The sequence below is a fragment of the Sulfitobacter sp. R18_1 genome, from assembly GCF_017743915.1.
Taxonomy (GTDB): Bacteria; Pseudomonadota; Alphaproteobacteria; order Rhodobacterales; family Rhodobacteraceae; genus Sulfitobacter; species Sulfitobacter faviae.
The window spans coordinates 1-22,278 of sequence record NZ_JAGHRG010000019.1 but is presented as its reverse complement, the minus strand read 5'-3'; the positions used below and the strand labels follow the sequence as shown (position 1 = coordinate 22,278).

The window sequence follows — 22,278 nt, the reverse complement described above, 5'->3', positions numbered from 1 at the left end:
AGGCTGGATCAATCCCTTTCTACCATTCGATTGACGCACGATCGTGTCAACGTTATTTAGCGTTTTATGGAAAACACTACGTCCATCGCAATGATTTGGTGGCTGGCCTCCTGACAGGGTGGCTGGATGACCAAACGTATTCCGAGGCCGCCGCAGGGGCGGCCTTTTGTTTTCCAAGCTTCCCGATGCGCTGCCTCTCGTTTTATGAGAAGAAGTAAATGAACAGACCAATCATACTGACAGGCGATCGCACGACTGGACCGCTTCACATCGGGCACTATGCAGGGTCACTTTCAAACCGGCTGCGCTATCAGGACAGCCATGAACAATTCCTTTTGCTGGCGGATACCCAGGCCCTGACAGACAACGCGCATGAACCAGAGAAAGTGCGTCGTAGCGTGATTGAGGTCGCGCTTGACTACTTGGCCGTGGGCATTGACCCTGGTCGCACAACGATCTGCCTGCAATCGCAACTTCCAGCGCTGGCCGAACTGTCGATGCTCTACCTGAACTTTGTCACGGTGGCGCGGCTCGAACGCAACCCGACTATTAAGGATGAGATTCGCGCGCGTGGGTTCGGGCGCGATATTCCCGCAGGGTTTCTCTGTTATCCAGCGGCACAGGCTGCGGATATCACGGCTTTTAAGGCAACTGTCGTTCCGGTCGGCGAGGACCAGGCCCCGCTCATCGAACAAACGAACGAAATTGTGCGGCGCATCAATGCAGTAGCAGGTCGCCCCGTGCTGCCCGAGGCTCGGGCGATCATCCCGAAATCAGGTCGGTTGCCGGGTATCGATGGCAAGGCCAAAATGTCGAAATCCGGTGGTAACGCCATTGCGCTGTCGGCATCGTCGGAGGAAATTAGAAGAGCTGTCAGAGCGATGTACACCGATCCGAACCACCTGCGTGTCGAAGACCCGGGCTGCATCGAAGGCAATGTCGTCTTCACCTATCTCGACGCCTTCGACCAAGACCAGGGCGAGCTTGCCAAACTCAAATCACAGTATCAACGCGGCGGGCTTGGCGATCGCAAGATCAAGGCGCGTTTGGAAGGTATTCTTCAAAACCTCATTGCTCCAATTCGTGAACGCAGGGCGCAATTCTCCGAGGACCGGGGATACGTTCTTGAGGTAATCAAAGAGGGCACGGAACGGGCGCGTGAGCGAACCGAGGCGACAAAACGCGAGGTGGTGAATGCCTTAGGTTTATTCCAGCTGTAGGTAAGCCGCGTTGAACGATCTGGATCAAGGTCTGTTTCGTCTCGATAGTGGTCTGACCATGTGTCCCGGCCTGAATGGGAAGTCGATCAAATTATGATCCCAGAAATGCCGCGCGTCGTTCCTGGAGCGCGCTGCAAAGGTAGTCGACGAAGAGCCGGACCCGGCGCACCCGGCGCAGATCGCTGTGCAGGAGAACCCAGGTCGAACGCCGCTGGTCGAGCTCGGTGCCGGGGACGCGTTGGAGCTCGGGGAAGACCGCCGTGACCCAGGTCGCAAGGAAGGTCATCCCCGCGCCCGCGCGGACCAAGTGCAAATGCATTTCCGGGTCGGGCACAGAGTGGCGGACGCTCGCCTCCGGAAAGGCGGATTCAGCGATCAGGGTGGCAAGCTCGGGCACGTCCCCGTAACCGATCCAGCTCAGACCGCGCCCATTGCGGTCTGCCGCAGGTAGCGCCCGGTCGATGTAGTCCCGCGATGCCACCACGCCGATCGAAAGTGGAAAGAGCTTGCGCCCCACTGCGTCGTCCTCGATCGCGGCGGCGTGGCGGATCGAGACGTCAGTCTCATTCCGAGCGATCGAGTCGAGCGTATAGGCAAGCTGCAGTTCGATCTCGATTTCAGGATAGAGCGCGGCAAATTCGGCCAGCACCGGCGCCAGCAGGTAATGAGCTGTCATAGGGTCGGCCGAGAGCCGGATGCGCCCAGCGGCCTCGCGGTTGAGCCCCTGCACCGCATTGAACCCCTTGAGCAATGCCGCCTCAGCTTCAAGCGCCTGCGGCAGCAGCCGCCGCCCGGCAGCGGTCAAGGACAGGCCTTCCGCGCCGCGCCGGAAGAGCTGCGTGCCGAGCTGTGCCTCAAGCGCCTCGACTTGGCGGCGCAGGGTTGCATGGGTCCCGCCCAGTTGCTCGGCCGCGGACCTGAGCGAGCCGTGTCGCGCAACGGCAAGGAAGGCGGGAAGGGATTTCCAGTCCATGCGTCATCCGGATCGTTTTTGAACCACAGTGGGGCATCATAGGCCCTGCTCGGAACGAATTGAAACCATTATTCCGATGGAAACCTAAGGAGCAAGGAGAACCCCATGACCGCAACCCGCTCTGCTTGGCACATTCCTCTCTATGGCCGCCCCGACGTCCTCACCCCCGTCACGCTTCCACTGGCCGAACCTGGCCCGTCAGAGGTGCTGATCCGCATCGACGCTTCTGCCGTCACCCGCGCCGACGGCATGATGCGCAAGGGTGAGCCACTGTTTGCCCGTCCTTTCCTTGGCCTGGGGCGTCCACGGAACGGTCTGTCCGGCACTGGCCTGTCAGGCGAGGTAATCGCAATCGGCGACAAGGTCAGCCGCTTTGCACCGGGTGATATGGTTTTCGGCGAGGCCGGGATGCGCCTCGGAGCAAATGCCAGCCACATCTGCCTCGACGAGGACGGGGTTCTGATGCTCAAGCCCGACAGCCTTTCGCATGAGGATGCGGCAGTTCTGTGCGACGGCGTGCTGACGTCATGGCACTACCTGTGCAGCCTCGGTCGCGTCCGAAGCGGCGACCGTGTGCTGATCCTCGGCGGGGCTGGAAGCCTCGGCAGCGCCGCGGTGCAGATCGCCGCCGACATGGGCGCAGAGGTGACGGCCACCAGTAGCGCCCACAACGCCGATCTCGTGGCATCCCTCGGGGCCACCTGCGTGATAGATTACGCCACCAAAGAGGCATTGCTTCGCGGCGCCGGATACGATGTGATTTTCGACACGGTAGGCGTCACGTCCTTCTCTGCCGCCAAACCTGCGCTGGCCGAGGCGGGACGTTACCTTTGCCCGGTGCTGACGCTGAGGCGCTTACCCGCGGTCCTGTTGTCCAGTCTCATCGGCCGGAAACGCGCGATGTTCGCAGCCGTGGGTCTGGAAAAGCCACACCGTTTGCGTGCAATGCTGGCCGAGATTGTAATCCTCATCGATCAAGGCCGCCTCGCGCCGGTCATGGATCGAATATATCCACTCGCCGATCTGAAAGAGGCCCATGCCTACGTCGAGACCGGGCACAAACGTGGCAACGTCGTCGTGGTGTGATAGACGGGAACAACAATTTAGCCCCCAAATCTTACTGGAACTCCTATTATGAAAATGAACTACTTTGTCGTCGGGACAAACGACATGCCCGCATCCAAAGCTTTCTACGATGCTCTTTTTGAAGGCGAAGGTCTCCACAGCATGGCACCTTCGGACCGCATGACTTATTGGCTCGGCGAGGATTTCGCCTTCGCCGTCGCGCGCCCTTTCGACGAAAGGCCGGCGACCATCGGCAATGGCTCGATGGTCGGCTTCTGCGTGGGCGGCAAGGAAGATGTCGAAAGGATGCACCGCCGTGCGCTCGAACTGGGCGGCACATGCGAAGGCGCTCCCGGTCAGCGTGGCCCGAAGTTCTCTGCCTATGTTAGAGACCTCGACGGCAACAAGCTGTGCCTGTCCGACTGAGCTGGCTCGAGCAGGCCAAATCGGTCTGGCGGCTATTTTCTTGAAAACCTGTTCTGCTTTATCCGCGACTAAGCAATCGCGTTTATAGTGGCGGGGTGGCAATCAATGGGGCCCGACGTGCATAGAATGCTAAAGAAGCTTGTGGTCTTCGCCACTCTATCGGTCTCAGCCTATCTGATGATCGCGGTGAGTCTTATTCTATCGCAGTGGCCCACCCCGATTGCCCCCGGCGAAACGCTGGAATTCACGTCTCTCACTTACCAAGGTGATCAGCACAACACGACAGGCGAATTGATAGCCTATCGTGCTCGGGACGGAGCAGACTTGACTTTGCGGCATTTCCCAACTGCTGCTCCTACCGCGCCCTTGGCCGTCATTTTGCATGGATCGGGCTGGCATGGTGCGGCTTACATCCCGGTCGCGGATTATCTGTCGCAGCATTGTGGCTCCGAGGTTCTTTTGCCTGATCTGCGGGGGCACGGCGTAGCGCCCGCGACACGAGGTGATGTCGGCTACATCGGGGCATTCGAAGACGATCTGGCGGATCTAATCGCGGCATATAGGCGGCCTGAGCAGCCGGTATACATGATTGGCCATTCCAGCGGAGGCGGGCTTGTCGTTCGGTTTGCCGGTGGGGATCATGGGAGCTTGCTCAGCAAGGCGGTGCTGCTGACCCCTTTCCTGAAATATGACGCCCCGACCATGCGCGACGAAGCCGGGGGATGGAGCCATGTTCTTGTGCGCCGGATGATCGGTCTGACAATGTTAAACAAGATTGGCCTCAAGATGTTGAACGGACTGACGGTTATTCAGTTTCGGTTTCCACGAAACGTATTGGACGGTCCGCAAAGTGCGACGGCGACGACCAGCTATAGCTATCGCTTGAACGCCTCATTTGCCCCCCGCGATGACTACCTTGCCGATATCGCCGAGTTGCCCCGCTTTCTCTTGTTGGCGGGTGCCGATGATGAAGCCTTTGATGCTACACTGTTCGAGCCGGTAATGTCGGCGGTAACCGAAAACGGTGCCTATGAAATCCTTCCTGAAACCGGTCATCTGGATATCATTGAAGACCAAGATGCTGTCATGCGGACTTGCGAGTTCCTGCAAAACTGAGACCGATCCGGCTTGCGCTGAAATGTAACGGCGCAATGCGGTCCTCTTCAGCATCATGCTAACGGACGAACATACCAAATTTGCCCACTGCGGTGCGATTGCGGTAGGCCGCGCCTGTCGCACTGCCGCTTGGCGGCTTTGGGCCCTTGAGGTGGAATGTTATGCGTGGTCCGAAAGCCTCAATTTGTCCGAACGCCTTAACCCGCCGGTTTGAATTTGGCGGTTGCCTTTTCGCGAGCCCGCAGGCGGCTCAGCGTAACCGGTGTCATTCCCAAATAGGATGCGATGGATGTATGTGTGAATATGGCCTCATAGCCCGAGAAAGCTCGGCGAAACCAGTTGAGCCGTTCAGCCCCGCCAAGAGCTGCAAGGCACCACTCCCGCTGTGCTTTCTCACTCAGGGCATTTCGTAGGATCGTATTTGCCCAATCTCGGATGGGCTGAGATGCGACCATCTGATCTACGAGCAAATTACTGTCGATTCTGACCATTAAGGCATCGTTCGTTGCCGTAATGGAAACGAGCGACACGCCATTTCGCGTTCGCGCGATGTTTGGCGTAACGACACAGGGACCAACGTAGAACCCAATACACACCTCTTTGCCCTGTTCATCACAAATACTGCTCATCAAACACCCTGCCAGGACGACATACTCTCCTGTTTCGGGTTGTCCTTGGCGGCAAACGTGCGCGCCCTTGTCGAAGCGCCTCTGCTTCCAATGGGTCACAAATTCCTCGCAGGCCTCCTCTGACAGATCAGGTGACTGTGTAAGAAAGGTTTTCAGATCCATCTTGGCAAGCCTTATCAAATGATAATGCGGGTGGCTTGGTCTGGCTGCATGTGTGGCTCAGGTCAAGGAGGCTACAAAATGAAGAACGAATACCTTTCAAAACACGCCGGAAAAGTCGCAGTTGTTGCGGCAATGCTGGCCGCTACAGTTTATTTCGCAATGGTCAGCGTCACACTCGCACACCTCGAAGTCGTTTCTGGACAGCAGCCCTTCGACATGCGCCCGTTCGGTTACAGTCCTACAGATGCAGCCACGCTTCTTGATTCTCTGGGAATGGCTGGGCGCAAATACTATCTCTCACATCAAATACCTCTGGACATGCTCTATCCAGCCTTGCTCGCGCTGACATTAAGCAACACATTTTTTTGGTTTGTGAGCCGCATTCCAAACAGAAGCTTTGTGCATCTCGGTGTTACCCTCTCGGTTAGCAGTGGGCTATTCGACTATATCGAGAATCTCGGGATTGTGGCGATCATTCGAAGTTGGCCAGACGTGCCGGACTACGTTGTCTATGCCACAAGCACAGCGACAATTTCTAAATCGCTCACTACAACTTTGGCGGTGAGTCTGGCGGCTCTGACTGGGCTCCTCTGGTCGCGCCAGGCAAAGGCGGGCGATTGCGCTTAAATGGGCAACGACTTCTTCGGGCGCCCAGCAGACCTCCGCGCTCACTGCAGCTAACGACGACTTCGAGCCCAAAGTGCATGACGTTGCATGCTGTACGAACGACAGCTCTATGAAGTAATTGTTAGACGCTATTCCAAATCTGCCAGCGACATTGAGGCCACCTCATCATCGCTGGGCAGTTCCCAAGTCGTTTCGATATAGTCAAACATGCCGCGTGTGATTTCCATGTGAAAGCTCTCACCTTGGTTGGTATTGCGCGCCTCAATACGTTTCCAGCGCTCTGAAGCATCGACATTTAGGACGTGCAGCTTTGCCGTAAACTGGGCTTGTTTCGCGAGTCTGCCATAAGTCTGACGGTGTTCTTGCCGCTGAAACCCAAAGTCCAGGATCGACGGAACACCCAACTTGCCAAGCTGCAACGCCATTGCCCACATTTGCGCCTCGCAACGATGGACGCGTGGAAAAATCCATGCGGGGTCCAAGGCGTCCGGTGCGTCCTCCCCAAACAAGGATACCATCCATTCATCGATCGAAAATACGACACCTCCGTTGCTGTTGGCCAACGTGCGGGCATATGTCGTTTTGCCCGCGCCCGTTGAGCCGCAAATCAGGTGAATGTGTTGTGTGTCATCGTCATGCATAGAAAAAAACTTTCTTTGGTTTGAACCAGTTTAGGTCGCTTTTTTCGGCGCAAAGATGCGAACGATTGAAAAGGCAAGGAAACCTGCTGGACCAAAAAGGAACGTGAATGGAAGGCAGGGCGCGACAAGCCAGAAGCTCAGACCATCGCGCCTTGACGTTCTGCACATCCAGGCTCCGATCAATAAGTCAAACGCCAGATAATGCACCCACCCTGCCATCATCGCATTTGGGTTCGCGAACAGGTCGATAACTTCGGCGAGACTGCCAAATCCGCCGCCGTCATTTGATGGAAAAAAGAGGACGAGAGTGACATAGCCCAATGAGAGCAAGGTCGGAATGACATGACCAGCAATCAGGTCAGACCAATGTGGAATGAGTGGCGATGCGAGCAAAACAAGCCAGCCTGCCATCGCAAGTAAGCCAGCAATAGAGAAAACAATTTCAAGGTCCATGACGTCACCAATTGTTGATCAGGATAATTCGCGCACCAGTATTGCAATGTACTTGCGTCCGCAAGCAATATGTATACATTATCTACATGAATGATTTATGCCTCACAAATACTCTTCGCCTTCTGCAATCAGCGGATCAGATTAAAGCACGACTTTCGGGCGATTTCGCTTCGGTCCACGGTCTCTCGGTGAACGAGGTTTTTCTCCTCATGCACTTGGAACAAGCGCCGCTACATCGCCTGTCCCGTGTCGAACTTGCAAAGCGGATGCACGTGAGCGCGTCGACGGTAACGCGTATGGCAGCGCCCTTGGAGAAGATCGGGGTGGTAGCGCGACAAACGGACGAAAGGGACGCAAGGTTGGCATTTGTAGTCCTGACTGAACCTGGGTTGGAAAAAGTTCACGAGGCGCTTGTCACATTCACAAAACAGGCAGGCTATGTTTTTCGTGACCGCTGGACCGAGGGAGATTTGGAGCAGCTTTCCGGCCTGCTTCATCGCTTGATCGCAGATGCCCCTGGTAATCTGACTTAGAAGTCGGCCTTTGGTAAGCAGCCTTGCGCATCCGCAGCGAAAGCTCACTTCGTCCGCAAACTTTAGGTTCGAGCTTGTTCAAATTTCGCGGTCGCGGCGAATGTCGGCTGTGCTGGCTGCGACGGCAGCATCTCGGTTAGTGGACGGATGGCGGCTTTGGGCCGGTCACGACAAGCCCGCCCATGTTGCCACTGCGAAGCCTCCTACTACCAGCGCGGTCAGTTTGGGCTTAAAAGCAGAAGTTCGCTGCGGCCTGGATGAACGAAAGCGAAGCATAGAAACCTAACGCCGAAACCGGTAACTAAAGCAAGCACAGGGCAGTTAGTGCATCTAAAGTTGACGAAGTCTGACCTAGTACTTCTCGAGATGCAGGTGTGGGAAGGACGGTTTAAGCCGCTTCGTTCAAGGCGCTTGCCTGCTAGGCCGCCACATTGAACTCTAGAGGCACGGCGGCTTATCAGGCAACCATGAGGACAGCCTTTGGCAAATGATGGGCGTGAAGAACCGTTCCTACGAACTGCAAAGAAGCGATAAGCCCGATAGGCGACTTCGACAGCCCAAGAAATAATGCCGACATTTCGAGTAATCTAGTGGTATGATCGGCCGCCTCCGATAAGCTGAAGCACCGATCTGCAAGCTTTCATTGTATTAATCGGCTAGGCTGTCGTCTGAACTTCTTGCCGCGCGCCCGGGCGACGACGAGGCTAGGTTTCTCGCGTTCGATAAAGGAGGCGCACTGGAACTGCACGATCGCAGCGAGCATGGTGGCCATCATGCGCCCGTGCGGTGTGTCGAGTTCGACCTCTTGCCACTCAGCCCCGGCGAAGAAAGAGGCTATACCAGTCCCGTATCTTTGGTGTTTTGGCAGAGGCATCATCGATTTTCTGACCTACGGCTTAACGCCCCCAGATATGCGCTGATAGCATTTCTGCAATGCAGCATGGATGATTGTCTAGTTTGCTTGTCATCTTTAGACCCCGGTGTTTCACATATTGAAAGGGTTCGGAGTGAGACTTGGTTATCTTTTCACCGTTTTGATCGCTTCGCATATTGTCGGCGCGATCTATCTGCTCTGCGGTCCAGAAAAGCTTGAGGTAATTGGCAATAGCATCAATGTGCAACTCACTGCTCTCTTTGGAAACTGAAGCGAAGATACTGCGGTCTGCTGACCTTGGGTAAACATTGTTGTGGAGATTAATAATAACTAGCGTCGAAATAGAGAGCTTAAGGACAAAGTGTTCGCTATGAAGTCTGCATATCTCACTGGTATAATTAGTCTTTTGTTCGCATTGTTTCTTTACCTGCTTTTCAGCGGGGTGGACGGCTACGAAGAGCTTGAGGCAGCGCTGCATAGCGTGCCTACCTGGCTTTTCGGAGAGGACTGAACTTACAAATGCTGCTCGTGCAGATATCAGCATATCTCTCGACCACACCTAGCTTGCATTCTGATCATGCGTGTTACCGGTCGCCGGATACGCAAGTACTGCTTCGATTGATGTCCCTTTTATCTGAGGGTCGTCTATCCATTGAGCAGTACCTAAGTTAACCGACCATCTTCGGTAGACACGACGCAAGGCTGAGATGGCAATCTTCAAATACGTAAACGGCTTTCACAGTCCGCGCCGCCAACACTCAGCATTGGGTTGGAAAAGCCCGGTCGCACTCGAACGAAAGGTGGCTCAAACGAGCACTTGGGGCGGCACAAAAGCGCTGCAGGTCCGGACTTAGCAGCCTCAATTATCAAGTTCCTGGTAACTTAAGAGAAGTTACGCGAGATCGAAGTAACTTGTGGTAACTTTAATCTTTTGGTTGTTTTGGTATCACTTCGGTAACCTATTGGTTGTGGGGTGCCGGCTTCTGAGGTGGTCACGGAAAAAAGTGTTGTCGGACTTGACCAGATCAATTTCATTTTCATCGTGCGTTAACCTCTTTCTTCGAACTTTCCGGGGCGGCCTTGCGTCGGAAGCTGTGCTATGACCCTAAAACGTCGGCTTCCATGAAGGGCCATAGCAAACACGAAAGACTTCCGAGAGCGCTCGGCTCACATTTCTCATTAAAAGAATTTTGCCCCCACAGCTTCGATGTACGTAACGACTTGATGTGCTTTGCTCGCCTGTACGAGTTGCATCGCAGTTTGGTCATCAAAGCTCGCCAGTGGTTCGGGTCTGTACCACTGATAAGCCATGACCAAGGTAGCGAACTGGGGCCCCACTTTGTTCAGTACATCCACAAGGTTGTCTAATCGGTTCTGCGTCTCATTCACATCATCTGCGGGCCTTGCAATTCCCCCAGGTCGAGCCCGGCTGCTACGGATAATTCAGTGACGGAGGTCCGCAAGATGAACGCGACTTTTCGTGCATCAGCTTGCCCGTGGTGGTTGAAATAATCGATTGAGTGCATCGCAATCACTATTTCGACTAGGACGTTTCTACAGCCTTGTGTCCTTTCTTTCTTCATCTTCGTCTTCGACTTGGGAAACGCCCTGGTTCTCAGGCGTTTGAATTTCGGCAAGTCGTTCCAGGGGCGCCGACTCGACGAACCGTCTCACGAGCTCCATATCGGGGCCAGTGCTCTTTGCCGATAGGTGATAGGCGCGCCAGGATACGAATAGAGCTGCCCCGCTGGCGACTATGACCGTGATTGAAAAAATTGCTTGGGGGCTCAGGAAGGTATGGGCTTGATCTGCACTGTAAACCAAACAGTCTTCGATGTGACCTTTCAAGTACCGACTACGGCTAAGCATCGCAGAGCCCCGCGGAAACTTGATCTGCCTTGATGCAAGCCTGGACCTCGGACGGGGTGAGTCTAAGGGCGTCTCCGAGACCAACCCTGCCATGGAACATTGCGCCCAGTTCTTGCTGGTTTGCACGATCGCCCAAACGGTACCATCGGGTCGACGTGCGGGCCCAAGCACCCTCTTTGTCCAACCCACAAAGCCGAGACGTATGGATGAACTTACCCCGTAGAGTTGGGTGCCCATCCTGCGCGCCAACTAGGATCGCGCCCCCGTATTCTGTATCAAGGATGGCAGACCATTGGGAGAGGGTTGGCGCTTGATTAAGTTCGGCGGGAGACGGTCCCACCTTGCCGAGCTCGAGGGACCGCCGCGTCATGCGCGTCATGAGCTCGACTATCAGTTTTTCCCTGCACGATACCCAATTCTCTATTGGAAGGCTCAGCTTTTTGCCCACGTCTACATACGTCACCTCTGGGGTGATTTGCTCAAGCGCAACGTGAATTTCGGGCGGTATGGATTCGGCTACGGCATAGGCAGCGCCATCAGTATCAGTGATTACAAATGGTGCGCACCGTCTTATAGTCTCAAGAAATTTGAGGTCAGCCGAGTTAGGATCCATCGTGGCTCACCCAAAGACCTGCTTCTAACAAATATTCACTCTCTGTTCGAGAGAACTCCCGACAATATCCCACGCTCACGTTCCGAACGTCGGTTTGTCCAACCATGGCGCGTAGCCGGCGATGTGAATGGCCAAAGAACCATGCTGATGGGGCAAGCCTCGCAATGAGGTCTGTTAAATCAGAGTGAAATGCGGGTGTAAGGCCATCCACTGGTCCTGCGACCGACAGATGGGGCCCATGATGGGTCACAACGACCGTGCGACCTGCCTTTCCACAAGGGTGGGGGGACATCAACTTGTCCTCAAGCCAAGCGCGGTGGTCGCGGTGAACGCGAAGCGTATCAGCTGGCTCTATTTCGGTCGCTGAAGGTTGCCACGATATCCCGTCCCCGTAATCTGAACCTGCGGGGGGGCCAACCCGTATACGGGAGTAGTCCCGCATGACGCTTCCAGCGATGCTCATCGCCTTTTCAGCGTCCGCCAACAGATCGAAGTCTGTCCAAAGCGTGCAACATATGAACCGCGTATCGCCGTGAAGTATTTCTTCTTTCTGCACATAATGTGCGCCGACGGACTGAGCGTGTTCAGCGAGTAGATGGTCATCCGAAAGTGTGCCGCCATAATAGTCATGGTTTCCGGGCATCACATAGATGCGTTCTGGCGGGACGTGCAGCGTCAATTGAGCGAGCCCCTGGACCCATCTGCAGGCAGGCCCGTCCGTAAGGTCGCCGGCGATGATAAGCCCATCAAGAGTGTCGTTTACGACGGCATGAAGTCCCAGCGAAGCAATCGGATCAGTGCCTCTGTGCTCGTATGTATTGGCATGCAAGTCCGAAAGAATGGCGATCCGGCCGCTGTGGAATGGAATTGTGAGTGTCATGTCGGAAGCCCTCACCAGTGGGAAGCTGATTTCCCTTCCATCTGACACTTTGCCGAGACTTGAGTCAAGCAACTGTTTTTAAACGATTTTATAAGAATATGCCTAGTTCGTTATTAGCAAGATTTCAGAATTTAGTATATGTAGCCAAATATGGATATTCAGAGGGTGTTTCTGCTGTTTTTCGCAGAACTGGCGCTTCTGAATACAGTCGTGGTTTCAAATTTCGCAAAAGAGCAAGGGCCAGTTAAAGCCAGATAAACCTATGTTCGTAATATTGCTGTTGTAGCGAAGCCCAACCTTGAAAGGAAAAAGCAAAAGCTCTACGCAGACATCCGGTTCCAAATAGCTCCAGCGTCTAACCTTGACCTACAAGACCCTTGGCTGGACGGCTCCGTCGCATGTGTTGAAGCATTGATGACAAGTAGAGGATCAGCGCTGCCCAGATCATCGGGAAGGCGATCATCCGCGCGCGGCCAAACTCTTCGCCGAATACGAATACTGCGACGATGAAGATCATGGTCGGCGCGATGTATTGCAGAATTCCGATGGTCGAGAGCCGCAAGAGTTTCGCACGTTGGCATAGACCAGCAAAGGCACCGCGGCAATCGCGCCACAGCCGAGCAAGAGCCAGGTGTCAACCGGCGACCCGGTGAGGAAGTTCCCCTGACCTGTCGTCGCAAGGTATGCGATATAGGCGAGAACCGGGACAAGCAAAAGCAGCACTTCGAGCAAGAAACCTTGGTTCGTCCCGATCGGCAGGCTTTTCTTGGCCAGCGCGCAAAAGCCCCAGCTCAGTGTCAGCCCCAAGGCAACCCAAGGGATTGACCCGGCGTCCAGCGCCAGCACGAGCACGGCCCCTACGGCGAGGCCCACTGCGAGCAATTGCCGCTTGCACATGCGTTCGCCCAAGAGAAGCGCGCCTAATAGAATGCTGAAGAGAAGGTTGATGTAGTAACCCAGCGCCGCATCAAGCGCATGGCCCAAGGCAATCGCGCAGACATAGATGCCCCAATTGATCCAGATCAGCGTCGCTGTTAGCAGGCCCATGAGCAGCGCTCGACGGAAACGCGCGCGGAATATGGAACCAGTGGATGTGAACTTTCTACGCAATAAGCTCGCGATCAAGAAGCTCTGTATCGAACAAGGGGGAGGGGTTAGTTGCAGTGGGGCCGAATGTATTGCGCAACTATCTGTGAAGTGGCGCAAATCCCGTGGCGAGTATGGAGACCTGCCCACACGCTATGAAACAGTTGGCCGCCACGTAAGTTGCGGCGGCCAACCGGTACGACTGTGCCTTTAGGTGGTGGTAAATCCAAGGCCAACAGGGTCAGTTTCATCGAGCAGCCATTTGGGGTAGCTGATAACTTTCGCAGTGCCCTTAACCGTAGGGATTACGGCGCATTGGCTCCCCTGTATGGTTTCACCCAAAAGCTGGCCTTCGAAACGCCACCCAGCGATACCGCCTAGACCATTTCCAACACCGTTGATCATCAGAAGGGCATCGGCCCCGGGGGCGTCATAGAAGGGGGCGGCGTGCCATTCAGGGCCACGGGGCGTGAAGTGGGGATCGTCTTTGGCACCGCCCACCACGAGGGCTGGCGTATCGATGCAGTTGAAGTCCACGTTGAAAAACGGGAAAAGTTTAGCGTTTTCGGGGCCACGTCAGCTCCACCCCGACCGGTGTAGGCGAGTAAAATCCCGACTTTGATTCGCGCGTCGGAAAAATCCCCGTCGTGTAAACGCGCACAAGCAGCCGTTCTAAATCCTATTTGAAAATCGATTGAGGAATATAACGACAATCACTCACATAGCGGCCTAAGATGGCGCTCGCCCCGAGATGTCATCACAAGCGTATGTCATCGAGCATCCAATGCAGCAGTCCTCGCTGGACCATATCGATCCACGTTGATCGAACCTAAAAGGCGTGAACGATCTCCGACACCAATGCGGCAGTGTTCTTGACGTTAAATTTGCGCATTAGCCGTGCGCGATGCACCTCGACCGTCCGGTGCGAAATATTGAGCGCGTCACCGATCTCGCGCGAGGTGCGGCCGTTAACCAGATGATGCGCCACTTCGCGTTCCCGCGGGCTGAGGTCTACAGAACGATAACTCTTGTCCGCGATCTTTTCGAACGACCAGATCATCAGCGAAAACGGGTCTTGGGGAGACAGGGTCGCGCCCTTGGCCTGCACCCAAAAAATGGTCTTGTCCGACGCCTGCATAAAGCGTTCGTCTTGATAATACGTATCGCCGGTCTCGCGCATACGTGCTTCGCAACGCTCTCCGATTTGGTTGAAATCGGCGGTCGACGGGTAGAGCCGTTGGACTGATCGGTTGATTAGATCAGGCCTTGTATGCCCGAATAAGCGCTCCACCGCTTTATTGGCTTCAACGATACGGCGATAGCGCAAGATGATCTGGGCTACCGGTGATTCCTGAAACCCGAAACTGGATGCTTTTTGCGTGGTGGAGGTGTCGATCATTTGTGTTTCTACTTAGTTCACTACGTAGTGGTACGTATCATATTACGTGTTTCTACCAATAGAGCGTGGTTCTGACATCCATAAAATCACATTCATATCAGGGAGGATATGATGACCACCGGAGTTTCCATCGTCGGAAGCGGCCACACACAATTTGGCCGTCTGCAAGAAAACCTTGAAGAGCTAATCGTCGCCGCAACGCGCGAAGCGGTCGAGGAGTCCGGAATTGATCCCAATGATATCGACGGCGTTTTTCTAGGGCATTTTAACTCTGGCATGGTGGCAGACGGTTTCGCGTCCTCGCTGATCCACCAGGCCTATCCGCAGCTGAGGTTTAAACCGGGGATGCGGGCTGAGAACGCCTGTGCCTCAGGTTCGGCCGCCATCCATGCGGGGATGAACATGATCCGCGCAGGGCAAGCTCGCACGGTGCTTGTCGTCGGCGCGGAGAAGATGACCAGCCGTAATACCAAAGAGGTCACGCAGGCGTTGGCCGGTGCAGGATACCAGAACGACCCGGCAGAGGCATCGCTGAGCTTTCCGCAAGTCTTTGGCGTCGCCGCGCGCGACTATGATGCGCGCTATGGCAGCCCGCTGGACGCGATGGCAAAGATCGCGGTGAAGAACCACGCTAATGCTATGTTCAACCCGCTGGCGCATATGCATAAAGAATTCACCTTTGAACATTGCAGCACCGTGTCCGAGGTGAACCCCGAGATCGCGCCGCCCCTGCGATTGACCGATTGCTCGCTGGTGACCGATGGTGCTGCAGCCCTGATCCTGACCACTACCGATAATGGGGCGCATTTCCCCAAATCCGTGGCCATGCGTGCAGCCGAGCATGTGAATGATTTCCTGCCCATGTCACGCCGAGATTTTCTGGCATTCGAAGGCCCCCAACGCGCCTTCGCACAGGCGTTCAAAGCGGCCAATGTCACACTTGAAGATATCGATTTCGCCGAAGTCCACGACTGCTTTACCATCGCGGAACTACTGACCTACGAAGCGATGGGGTTGGCCCCCAAGGGTCAGGGCGTGCGCGCATTGGAGGATGGCACCGTCTACCGCGGCGGCGCGCTGCCGGTGAACCTGTCGGGCGGGTTGAAGGCCAAGGGCCATCCCGTTGGCGCAACAGGCGTTTCCATGCATGCGCTGGCCTTCCGTCAGCTGACCAACCAAGCCGAAGAACTGCAAATCCCCGGTGCCGAACTGGGCCTGCTGTTTAACATGGGCGGCTCTGCGGTGGCCAACTATGTCTCGGTGCTCGAAGCGCACAAGGTCTGATTAAACATGAATATTTCTGAATGGCTGCTTCAAGCCGCGCGGGTGTCGCCCGATGCGCCGGCGATTCGCTGCGGGTTGAATCTGCACGCGACCTATGGGCAGTTCGCGGCGCGTAGCGCAGGCATGGCGACCTATCTGAAGGACACTTTAGGCATCCGCAAAGGCGACCGCGTGGCGCTGTTCATGCAGAATTGCCCTGAATATCTGGAGTTTTTGCATGCGGTGTTGTGGATAGGTGCAATTGTCGTACCGATCAATTACAAGCTGCACCCGCGCGAAACGGCGTGGATAATCGCCGATGCCAAGGCCCGCATTGTCGTGACCCAAACCGGCACGGTGTTTGCGAGCGGCATCGAGCTATCCGACAACTGCAATGAACTCGCCATCCACGATCCCGCGCTGACTGCTGCGGAACAGTCCAGCGCGACAATCACGCCCCCCATCGACACAGACAAAGACGATGTGGCCTGGCTCTTCTATACCTCTGGCACCACGGGGCGGCCCAAGGGTGTGATGACCACCCATGGCAACCTCATCGCGATGTCACTGGCCTATGCGATGGATGTGGATAGCCCCACCGCCCGTGACAATTCGCTCTATGCGGCACCGATGTCGCATGGGGCGGGGCTTTATCACTTCCCGATCATCCGCGCTGGCGGCTGCCATGTGATCCCGCGGTCCGGCGGGTTCGATCCGGAGGAAATCGCGGAGCTGGCCCAGGCGCTGGATAACCTCGTGTTCTTCGCGGCGCCCACGATGATCAAACGCCAGATCGCTCATGCCCGCGCATCCGGCTACAAAGGTACGGGCATTAAGACCATCATTTATGGTGGCGGTCCGATGTATCTGGCCGATATTGAAGAAGGTCTCGCGGTGTTCGGTTCGCGCTTTGTCCAGATTTACGGACAGGGCGAATGCCCTATGACGATTACCGTGCTGCCCCGTGATCTTGTGGCAGATACGGCCCACCCAAACGCCGATGCGCGGCGCGGCTCTGTCGGGTTTGCGCAGGCGGGTGTGCAGGTTCGGGTAGTCGACAGCGAGATGCGCCCTTTGCAAGCAGGTGCCGTTGGCGAGGTTGTCGTTTCAGGCGAAGCGCTGATGAAGGGCTACTGGGGCAATGAACAGGCCACCGCCGATACCGTCGTTAACGGCTGGCTGCGCACGGGCGACTTGGGGTCGATGGATGCCGACGGCTTCCTGACGCTCACTGACAGGTCGAAAGATGTGATCATCTCGGGCGGGACAAACATCTATCCAAGGGAGGTGGAGGAGACCCTTCTGGCCAATGAAAACGTGTCCGAAGTGTCGGTGATCGGTGTGCCCAGTCCGGAATGGGGCGAGGATGTCGTAGCGTTTGTCGTCACGACAGGTGATGGCGCCTGCGATGCACCGCAGCTCGATACATGGTGCAAAAGCCGCATGGCCTCGTTCAAAAAGCCAAAAACATACCACTTTGTTCAGGAACTACCCAAAAATAGCTACGGGAAAGTTCTGAAAACCAGTCTGCGTGAACGTATTGCGCAAGCGCTGGAGGGAGAGCATCAGGCGTAAGCCGAGATGCACAACAACGCGTGTCAGCTTCTGACGCGCAGATCGGGAGAGAGAAACATGAAACGCAGAACATTCCTCAAAACCGGGGCGGCCGCCGCATCGGGTGTCTTTACGCTGGCCGCCCCCTCGCTGGCGCTGGCCGCGACATCGCTGAAGTTCGACAGCTACGTGTCGGATTCGGCGGGACCCTCGTGGATCGATCGCTGGTATCTGGACGAGCTGGAAAAACGCACCGAAGGCGAAGTCACCATCCGTCGTTACTGGTCCGGATCGCTGAACAAGGTGGGCGAACATCTCGGTGCCGTGCGCGACGGTACATCCGAGATGACCTTGATCTCGCCCGGGTACTACCAGTCTGAACTACCCGTCACACGCGGACTTGAATGGTATTTCCGTATGAACCGTGCCGACGCTCTGCAAAAGGTCTGCCGGGATGTCTATGATCAATTCGACCCGCTCCGCGCTGAATGGGAGGATCGCCACCGCTCCAAAGTGCTCTACTGGACTAACTGGAACTACGCGCCGCTGATCCTGCGTGACCCGATCACTTCGCTTGAAGACATCAAGGGCAAACGCATCCGTGCCTACGGTGTCTCCGCCGATGTGGTCGAAGCGCTTGGCGGTACGGCCGTCGCCATGGCCGCACCCGAAGTGTACCAGGCGCTGGAGCGTGGTATTCTCGACGGTGTCTATGGGTTCGATTTTGTGACCGCGATCGCCTATAAGCTGCATGAAATCGCGCCGCAGTTCTATGATATTGGCGACGGCCCCCACGCCCCGGCGGCAACGATCATGAACAAGCAGGTCTATGACGGGCTTCCCGACGATGTGCGCAAGATCTCGGACGAGATTGTCGACGACATCTATGGCGGCCAGTTCAGCGCGATCTACGAAGATGTGCTTGCCACCTATGTCAAAACCGCTGAAGCCGAAGGCGTGACGCTGAGCACCGTATCAGACGATCAAAAGGTCATGGCCAAAGATCTGGTCCAGCCCGCGCAGGTAAATTCCTGGCTTGAAGATACCGCGAAACCCGCCGGTATCGATGGCGAAGAAATGCAATCCTTGATTGATGCCGCGATCAAGAAGTACGACGCCGAAGCAACGCTGAAACGCCCTTTCGAGATCAGCCAGGCATCGTAATCGGCTGGGGCGATCGCATTTAGCGAAGGATTAGATCATGCAAACGATCAACAGTTTACTGAAAATCGTGTCCGATGCGCTTGGTGCGGTCGCCATGTTGTTTCTTGCGTTCCTTGTGTTTGGCACCACGCTCGATGTCTTGGTGCGTGCCCTCACGGGAAGCCCGATCACCGGCGTTTTTGAGTTCACGGAACTGGCGCTGGTGATGGTCGTCTTCCTTGGCGCGGGATGGGCGCAAAGGGATGATGCGCATATCCGCGTCACCGTCCTGACAGAGAAACTCTCCCCCGCCGCCCGCGCCCGTGTTGTCGCGCTGGCATGGGCGGTCGGGGCGCTGGCATTGCTGATGCTGGCGATCCCCGCCACGCATGAGGCGATTTATTCCGTCTCTATCCGGGAATTCCGCTGGGGCTACGTCAAAATTCCGATCTGGTGGACGAAGGCCAGCTTGGCCGCGGGTCTGTGGTTCGCCTTCATCCAGATGGCAATCCAATCGCTTCAACTTTTCCTCTTCGGCGAGCCTGCGCAGACACAGCAGGCGTCACCCGATCTTCACTGACGTTAGGAAGCTCCGATGGATCCGTCCTTTGCCCCCTATATCGCGGTCGCGCTGATCATCCTGCTGATGGCATTCGGCGCGCCGGTCTTTGCCGCGCTGGCACTGTCCGGCGCTGTCGGTATCGTCTTGGTCGAAGATTTCGCGTTTCTGATGACGCGGCTCAAGTCAATCTCATACTCCACCACGGCCGTCTATACGCTGACGATCATCCCGCTGTTCATCCTGATGGGCAGTTTTGCGCATCATGCGCAGGTGGGAAAAAAGCTGTTCGACGTCGCCAGCCGTTGGGTCGGGCATCTGCCCGGTGGGTTGGCTATGGCGGCGATCCTGACCAGCGCAGGCTTTGCGGCCACATCGGGGTCAAGCGTGGCCACTGCCGCCACCGTAGGCTCCGTCGCGATTCCCGAAATGAAGAAGGCGGGGTATCAGGGTAGCCTTTCGGCCGGAGCAGTCGCCGCAGGTGGGGTACTGGGTGTGCTGATCCCGCCGAGCGTCTTGCTGATTTTCTATGCCGCGCTGACCGAAACCTCGGCTGGCAAGATGCTTGTCGCCGGGTTCCTGCCGGGACTGCTGACCGCGATCATGTTCATGGTTGGCATCTATTTCATCGCCCGTCGTGGCGATATGCGCCACGCGGTCACCCCACGCGCTAGCTGGGGCGATGCCGTGCGCGAAACGGGCAAAGCGTGGCAGGTCATGGTGCTGTTCATCGTCGTGATGGGCGGCATCTATCTGGGCCTCGTCACCCCGACAGAGGCGGGCGCCGTCGGTGCATTTGTCGCCCTGATCATGCTGCTAATGCACCGCCCAAGCTGGCCCGGTATGCTGGGCCGTATCGTGGCGAGCTTCCGGTCCACCATCGACACCACCGTCATGATCCTCTTCACCATGATCGGCGCCGCCGTCTTCAGCTATTTTCTGACGCTGATCCAAGTGCCAAATCAATTGGCCGAAGCGGTCGTCGGCTCTGGCCTACCACCGTATTTCATCGTGGCAATGCTGCTTCTGGTCTTTGTGCCTCTGGGAATGTTCCTTGATGCATTTTCAATGATGGTCATCACCATTCCGATCATGTTCCCGACGATCCAGTCACTCGGCTTTGATCCGATCTGGTTCGGTATTCTGGCCGTGAAAATGTGCGAGATCGGTCTGATCACGCCGCCGGTCGGGCTGAATTGCTATGTCATTGCCGGTATTGATCGAGAAACACCCTTGCCCGAGATCTTCCGCGGTGCGCTGTGGTTTGTGCTGCTCGAAGTCATTACGATCGTGATCCTCTTTGCATTTCCGATCATAACCACGCTTCTGCCTAATTGGATGGGATCATAATGTTCGATTATCGCGCTGAGTGGCTATCTTACACCGCGGTTCATTCAACCTCCGCCGGCAGAGCCTTGCGGGTCGCGTTCGTGGTGGCCGCGTTGCCGTCCATCGCATAGGCTACTTCCGGCGCCGTAATATGCAGCTTTTCCGAAATCAGTGCGTCGCCGACGATCGGCAAATCCTCGCCCTTGGAAGACGGGTGCAGTCCGACATGGCCGGGCAGCGGGACAAGTCAGGTCCGGAATGATCTCGCCATCTGCGTCACGCAGAGTCACGCGGTCCTTTATGCAATTTGCTACGGATTGGATCATCTGCGCAATGGGCCGGGCATCTTTGGTCAGACGAGTGATCAAATCCGGGTCCGTCCAGAAGTCCCATTCTGCCTGAGCAACATGTATCTGCGCGCCGGGAATAGCCGTCGGGTCGGCAAGGCCGCTGATGTGGTCGGTATGCATGTGGGTGAACACGATGTCGGTCGGGGTCTGCGCTTGCAGATCACCCCAGGCCTGCCCGGTGTCAGTCGCCTAAAATCCTTGCAATAGCTAAGACTTCTTCTGGCGCTACATCGTCAATGGCTACATACGGCCCATGTGTACCCATGCTCGGACTGATACGTACCCGAAGGGCTATTGATATCTTACGCAGAACCAAATGCGCGGCATGTAGTTTCATACGAGGAGGCAGCTCCCCACCGCGATCATTGTTGCGCGCAGCTATCAATACTCCACCGGTTTTTCCGCTAGGGTTTCAGCTTGGTCGAAGGTATGTCCAATTAAAGCCATCCAAATCATTTCCTTTTGCAGCTGAGATAACGCATGGCACGAAGATTGATCCTATCGGAATGGGTTTTGGTTATCCGATTATTAGGGCTTCGCTTCCATCTGGATGCCAACCTGTCAATACCCCGCTGATGCAACTCCATCCGAATATACTGTAGCTTTTGGTTGAGTGTTCCCAGCCACTCTCTGCGTCAGCCACGAGGAGCTGTATTGGGCTGGAAGTGTAATTTCTACGATGCTGGAAAGGGTAGGGTAATCATGACGGAGCTGCTTGAACTGGATCCTTTAAGCAACCACTGGACGCGGCTTTCTATGGCACTTCCATTAGGCGGCGTACAAGCGTGCTTCAAGACGGAAACCGCTTGCATCAGCCGGATGCGGAAGGTGCGCTGGCCTGAAGGCGTGAAGTGCCCAGGATGTGGCTCGGCAAGTATTGGTCGGATCAAGACGCGAAAAAATTATCAATGCTGTGTTTGCCGCCGTCAGTTCTCTGTCACGACGGACACGATCTGTCACCGGACACATCTTGGTCTCATGACCTGGTTCATCGGCGCCGAGACGATGATTGCGGCTCACGCGAAGGGCAGGGCACAAGACCTTCTGACCTCCGAGAGGTTGAGCGGGAAGCTCGGAGTTACCTACAAGGTCGCTTATCAACTGCGGAAGAAATTAAGAGCTGACCTATTGCAGCAGGGTGGCGGCCTGCTGGGACACTGTATCTGTGTCAGTCCGTCGGCCATCTAACCACATCTGGTACTATCTGTTCTGACGCGCCCTTTGTTCAATTACGTCTCGCTGGCTGATGAGTAAAAGGGACGAATAATTTCGAAAAAATTCTGTCCAGCCATATCACTCTGAATCTCGGCGCATAATTGCTTGGATAATGGATCAGTAACCAACTGGTCGGGAAGGACTGCAATCGAAGACGGCAGGGGGAAGACCGGGATCATGCCCCATAGCGTGGTGTAACTCGCGGCTGGCCGGGCGCTTTCGACGGCCGAGCTGATCAGTCCGTCTGAGTTGCAGGCAGGCTGATGATGGGATCATCGCAGACCGGTGCCAAGGTTTCC

The 22,278-nt window shown here is 56.0% G+C and carries 21 protein-coding genes and 1 pseudogene; 12 read left to right on the top strand and 10 right to left on the bottom strand.

The window, feature by feature from the left end; all coding sequences use genetic code 11:
- The first annotated feature begins 218 nt into the window (after nt 1-218).
- Nucleotides 219-1,220 (top strand): tryptophan--tRNA ligase, encoded by a 1,002-nt coding sequence (gene trpS, locus J7392_RS23340; protein WP_209219697.1) that lies wholly within the window; start codon nt 219-221, stop codon nt 1,218-1,220.
- Nucleotides 1,221-1,311: 91 nt separating this feature from the next.
- Here trpS and J7392_RS23335 read toward each other — a convergent pair whose 3' ends face one another.
- Entirely contained in the window at nt 1,312-2,193 is an 882-nt protein-coding gene (locus tag J7392_RS23335) for a LysR family transcriptional regulator (RefSeq protein ID WP_209219695.1), read from the bottom strand.
- Nucleotides 2,194-2,298: 105 nt separating this feature from the next.
- Here J7392_RS23335 and J7392_RS23330 point away from each other — a divergent pair, with 105 nt between their 5' ends.
- The 3 genes from J7392_RS23330 (at nt 2,299) to J7392_RS23320 (ending at nt 4,800) form a co-directional block, all read left to right on the top strand.
- A complete protein-coding gene (locus J7392_RS23330) occupies nt 2,299-3,279 on the top strand; it encodes an NAD(P)-dependent alcohol dehydrogenase (RefSeq protein ID WP_209219693.1) in 981 nt (326 codons plus the stop codon).
- 48 nt (nt 3,280-3,327) lie between these two features.
- Nucleotides 3,328-3,684 carry a VOC family protein gene (locus J7392_RS23325; RefSeq protein WP_209219691.1) on the top strand — a complete coding sequence of 119 codons (357 nt, stop codon included), beginning with the start codon at nt 3,328-3,330 and terminating at the stop codon, nt 3,682-3,684.
- 105 nt (nt 3,685-3,789) lie between these two features.
- Nucleotides 3,790-4,800: an alpha/beta hydrolase gene (locus J7392_RS23320; protein WP_209219689.1), complete on the top strand. Its 1,011-nt coding sequence runs from the start codon at nt 3,790-3,792 to the stop codon at nt 4,798-4,800.
- Nucleotides 4,801-4,997: 197 nt separating this feature from the next.
- Here J7392_RS23320 and J7392_RS23315 read toward each other — a convergent pair whose 3' ends face one another.
- Nucleotides 4,998-5,591 (bottom strand): Crp/Fnr family transcriptional regulator, encoded by a 594-nt coding sequence (locus J7392_RS23315; RefSeq protein WP_209219688.1) that lies wholly within the window; start codon nt 5,589-5,591, stop codon nt 4,998-5,000.
- A gap of 78 nt (nt 5,592-5,669) precedes the next feature.
- On the opposite strand from J7392_RS23315, the gene J7392_RS23310 reads away from it, so the two are divergent.
- The gene (locus tag J7392_RS23310) at nt 5,670-6,218 is read left to right on the top strand and encodes a hypothetical protein (protein WP_209219686.1); all 549 of its coding nucleotides are present in this window, start codon (nt 5,670-5,672) and stop codon (nt 6,216-6,218) included.
- Between the two features lie 128 nt (nt 6,219-6,346).
- Here J7392_RS23310 and J7392_RS23305 read toward each other — a convergent pair whose 3' ends face one another.
- Nucleotides 6,347-6,859 carry an ATP-binding protein gene (locus tag J7392_RS23305; RefSeq protein WP_209219685.1) on the bottom strand — a complete coding sequence of 171 codons (513 nt, stop codon included), beginning with the start codon at nt 6,857-6,859 and terminating at the stop codon, nt 6,347-6,349.
- Nucleotides 6,860-6,889: 30 nt separating this feature from the next.
- Nucleotides 6,890-7,312: an ABA4-like family protein gene (locus tag J7392_RS23300; RefSeq protein ID WP_209219683.1), complete on the bottom strand. Its 423-nt coding sequence runs from the start codon at nt 7,310-7,312 to the stop codon at nt 6,890-6,892.
- An 86-nt stretch (nt 7,313-7,398) separates the two neighbouring features.
- Between J7392_RS23300 and J7392_RS23295 the strand changes: the two genes are divergently transcribed.
- Entirely contained in the window at nt 7,399-7,845 is a 447-nt protein-coding gene (locus J7392_RS23295; RefSeq protein ID WP_247744746.1) for a MarR family transcriptional regulator, read from the top strand.
- 896 nt (nt 7,846-8,741) lie between these two features.
- Here the strand turns inward: J7392_RS23295 and J7392_RS23285 are convergent.
- The 5 genes and pseudogenes from J7392_RS23285 to J7392_RS23260 form a co-directional block, all read right to left on the bottom strand.
- Nucleotides 8,742-9,197 (bottom strand): hypothetical protein, encoded by a 456-nt coding sequence (locus J7392_RS23285; RefSeq protein WP_209219680.1) that lies wholly within the window; start codon nt 9,195-9,197, stop codon nt 8,742-8,744.
- A gap of 1,993 nt (nt 9,198-11,190) precedes the next feature.
- On the bottom strand, nt 11,191-12,081 hold the full coding sequence (locus J7392_RS23280) for a metallophosphoesterase (RefSeq protein ID WP_209219678.1): 891 nt from the start codon (nt 12,079-12,081) through the stop codon (nt 11,191-11,193).
- 355 nt (nt 12,082-12,436) lie between these two features.
- Nucleotides 12,437-13,140 (bottom strand): annotated as a pseudogene (rarD, locus tag J7392_RS23270) (EamA family transporter RarD); the annotation flags it as partial.
- Between the two features lie 237 nt (nt 13,141-13,377).
- Complete coding sequence (locus J7392_RS24460) at nt 13,378-13,704, bottom strand: proline racemase family protein (RefSeq protein WP_209219670.1); 327 nt, start codon at nt 13,702-13,704, stop codon at nt 13,378-13,380.
- 292 nt (nt 13,705-13,996) lie between these two features.
- Nucleotides 13,997-14,566 carry a PAS and helix-turn-helix domain-containing protein gene (locus J7392_RS23260; RefSeq protein ID WP_209219668.1) on the bottom strand — a complete coding sequence of 190 codons (570 nt, stop codon included), beginning with the start codon at nt 14,564-14,566 and terminating at the stop codon, nt 13,997-13,999.
- Nucleotides 14,567-14,677: 111 nt separating this feature from the next.
- Here J7392_RS23260 and J7392_RS23255 point away from each other — a divergent pair, with 111 nt between their 5' ends.
- Genes J7392_RS23255 through J7392_RS23235 form a run of 5 tightly spaced genes read left to right on the top strand, consistent with a single transcriptional unit; the run spans nt 14,678 to nt 20,435 of the window.
- Nucleotides 14,678-15,850 (top strand): acetyl-CoA acetyltransferase, encoded by a 1,173-nt coding sequence (locus J7392_RS23255; RefSeq protein WP_209219656.1) that lies wholly within the window; start codon nt 14,678-14,680, stop codon nt 15,848-15,850.
- A 6-nt stretch (nt 15,851-15,856) separates the two neighbouring features.
- Complete coding sequence (locus J7392_RS23250) at nt 15,857-17,404, top strand: AMP-binding protein (RefSeq protein WP_209219654.1); 1,548 nt, start codon at nt 15,857-15,859, stop codon at nt 17,402-17,404.
- 57 nt (nt 17,405-17,461) lie between these two features.
- Nucleotides 17,462-18,547: a C4-dicarboxylate TRAP transporter substrate-binding protein gene (locus tag J7392_RS23245; RefSeq protein ID WP_209219652.1), complete on the top strand. Its 1,086-nt coding sequence runs from the start codon at nt 17,462-17,464 to the stop codon at nt 18,545-18,547.
- A gap of 37 nt (nt 18,548-18,584) precedes the next feature.
- A complete protein-coding gene (locus tag J7392_RS23240) occupies nt 18,585-19,106 on the top strand; it encodes a TRAP transporter small permease (RefSeq protein WP_037967216.1) in 522 nt (173 codons plus the stop codon).
- Nucleotides 19,107-19,121: 15 nt separating this feature from the next.
- Nucleotides 19,122-20,435: a TRAP transporter large permease gene (locus J7392_RS23235; protein WP_209219650.1), complete on the top strand. Its 1,314-nt coding sequence runs from the start codon at nt 19,122-19,124 to the stop codon at nt 20,433-20,435.
- A 40-nt stretch (nt 20,436-20,475) separates the two neighbouring features.
- Here J7392_RS23235 and J7392_RS24405 read toward each other — a convergent pair whose 3' ends face one another.
- On the bottom strand, nt 20,476-20,607 hold the full coding sequence (locus tag J7392_RS24405) for a hypothetical protein (RefSeq protein ID WP_280634627.1): 132 nt from the start codon (nt 20,605-20,607) through the stop codon (nt 20,476-20,478).
- A gap of 859 nt (nt 20,608-21,466) precedes the next feature.
- On the opposite strand from J7392_RS24405, the gene J7392_RS23225 reads away from it, so the two are divergent.
- Nucleotides 21,467-21,952 carry a transposase gene (locus tag J7392_RS23225; protein WP_209219645.1) on the top strand — a complete coding sequence of 162 codons (486 nt, stop codon included), beginning with the start codon at nt 21,467-21,469 and terminating at the stop codon, nt 21,950-21,952.
- Nucleotides 21,953-22,278: the final 326 nt, after the last annotated feature.

Bases quoted from the DNA above. Each gene is read 5' to 3' on its own strand.
- trpS (WP_209219697.1), top strand. From the start codon at position 219: ATGAACAGACCAATCATACTGACAGGCGATCGCACGACTGGACCGCTT.
- J7392_RS23335 (WP_209219695.1), bottom strand. From the start codon at position 2,193: ATGGACTGGAAATCCCTTCCCGCCTTCCTTGCCGTTGCGCGACACGGC.
- J7392_RS23330 (WP_209219693.1), top strand. From the start codon at position 2,299: ATGACCGCAACCCGCTCTGCTTGGCACATTCCTCTCTATGGCCGCCCC.
- J7392_RS23325 (WP_209219691.1), top strand. From the start codon at position 3,328: ATGAAAATGAACTACTTTGTCGTCGGGACAAACGACATGCCCGCATCC.
- J7392_RS23320 (WP_209219689.1), top strand. From the start codon at position 3,790: ATGGGGCCCGACGTGCATAGAATGCTAAAGAAGCTTGTGGTCTTCGCC.
- J7392_RS23315 (WP_209219688.1), bottom strand. From the start codon at position 5,591: ATGGATCTGAAAACCTTTCTTACACAGTCACCTGATCTGTCAGAGGAG.
- J7392_RS23310 (WP_209219686.1), top strand. From the start codon at position 5,670: ATGAAGAACGAATACCTTTCAAAACACGCCGGAAAAGTCGCAGTTGTT.
- J7392_RS23305 (WP_209219685.1), bottom strand. From the start codon at position 6,859: ATGCATGACGATGACACACAACACATTCACCTGATTTGCGGCTCAACG.
- J7392_RS23300 (WP_209219683.1), bottom strand. From the start codon at position 7,312: ATGGACCTTGAAATTGTTTTCTCTATTGCTGGCTTACTTGCGATGGCA.
- J7392_RS23295 (WP_247744746.1), top strand. From the start codon at position 7,399: ATGAATGATTTATGCCTCACAAATACTCTTCGCCTTCTGCAATCAGCG.
- J7392_RS23285 (WP_209219680.1), bottom strand. From the start codon at position 9,197: ATGCAGCGCTGCCTCAAGCTCTTCGTAGCCGTCCACCCCGCTGAAAAG.
- J7392_RS23280 (WP_209219678.1), bottom strand. From the start codon at position 12,081: ATGACACTCACAATTCCATTCCACAGCGGCCGGATCGCCATTCTTTCG.
- J7392_RS23260 (WP_209219668.1), bottom strand. From the start codon at position 14,566: ATGATCGACACCTCCACCACGCAAAAAGCATCCAGTTTCGGGTTTCAG.
- J7392_RS23255 (WP_209219656.1), top strand. From the start codon at position 14,678: ATGACCACCGGAGTTTCCATCGTCGGAAGCGGCCACACACAATTTGGC.
- J7392_RS23250 (WP_209219654.1), top strand. From the start codon at position 15,857: ATGAATATTTCTGAATGGCTGCTTCAAGCCGCGCGGGTGTCGCCCGAT.
- J7392_RS23245 (WP_209219652.1), top strand. From the start codon at position 17,462: ATGAAACGCAGAACATTCCTCAAAACCGGGGCGGCCGCCGCATCGGGT.
- J7392_RS23240 (WP_037967216.1), top strand. From the start codon at position 18,585: ATGCAAACGATCAACAGTTTACTGAAAATCGTGTCCGATGCGCTTGGT.
- J7392_RS23235 (WP_209219650.1), top strand. From the start codon at position 19,122: ATGGATCCGTCCTTTGCCCCCTATATCGCGGTCGCGCTGATCATCCTG.
- J7392_RS23225 (WP_209219645.1), top strand. From the start codon at position 21,467: ATGACGGAGCTGCTTGAACTGGATCCTTTAAGCAACCACTGGACGCGG.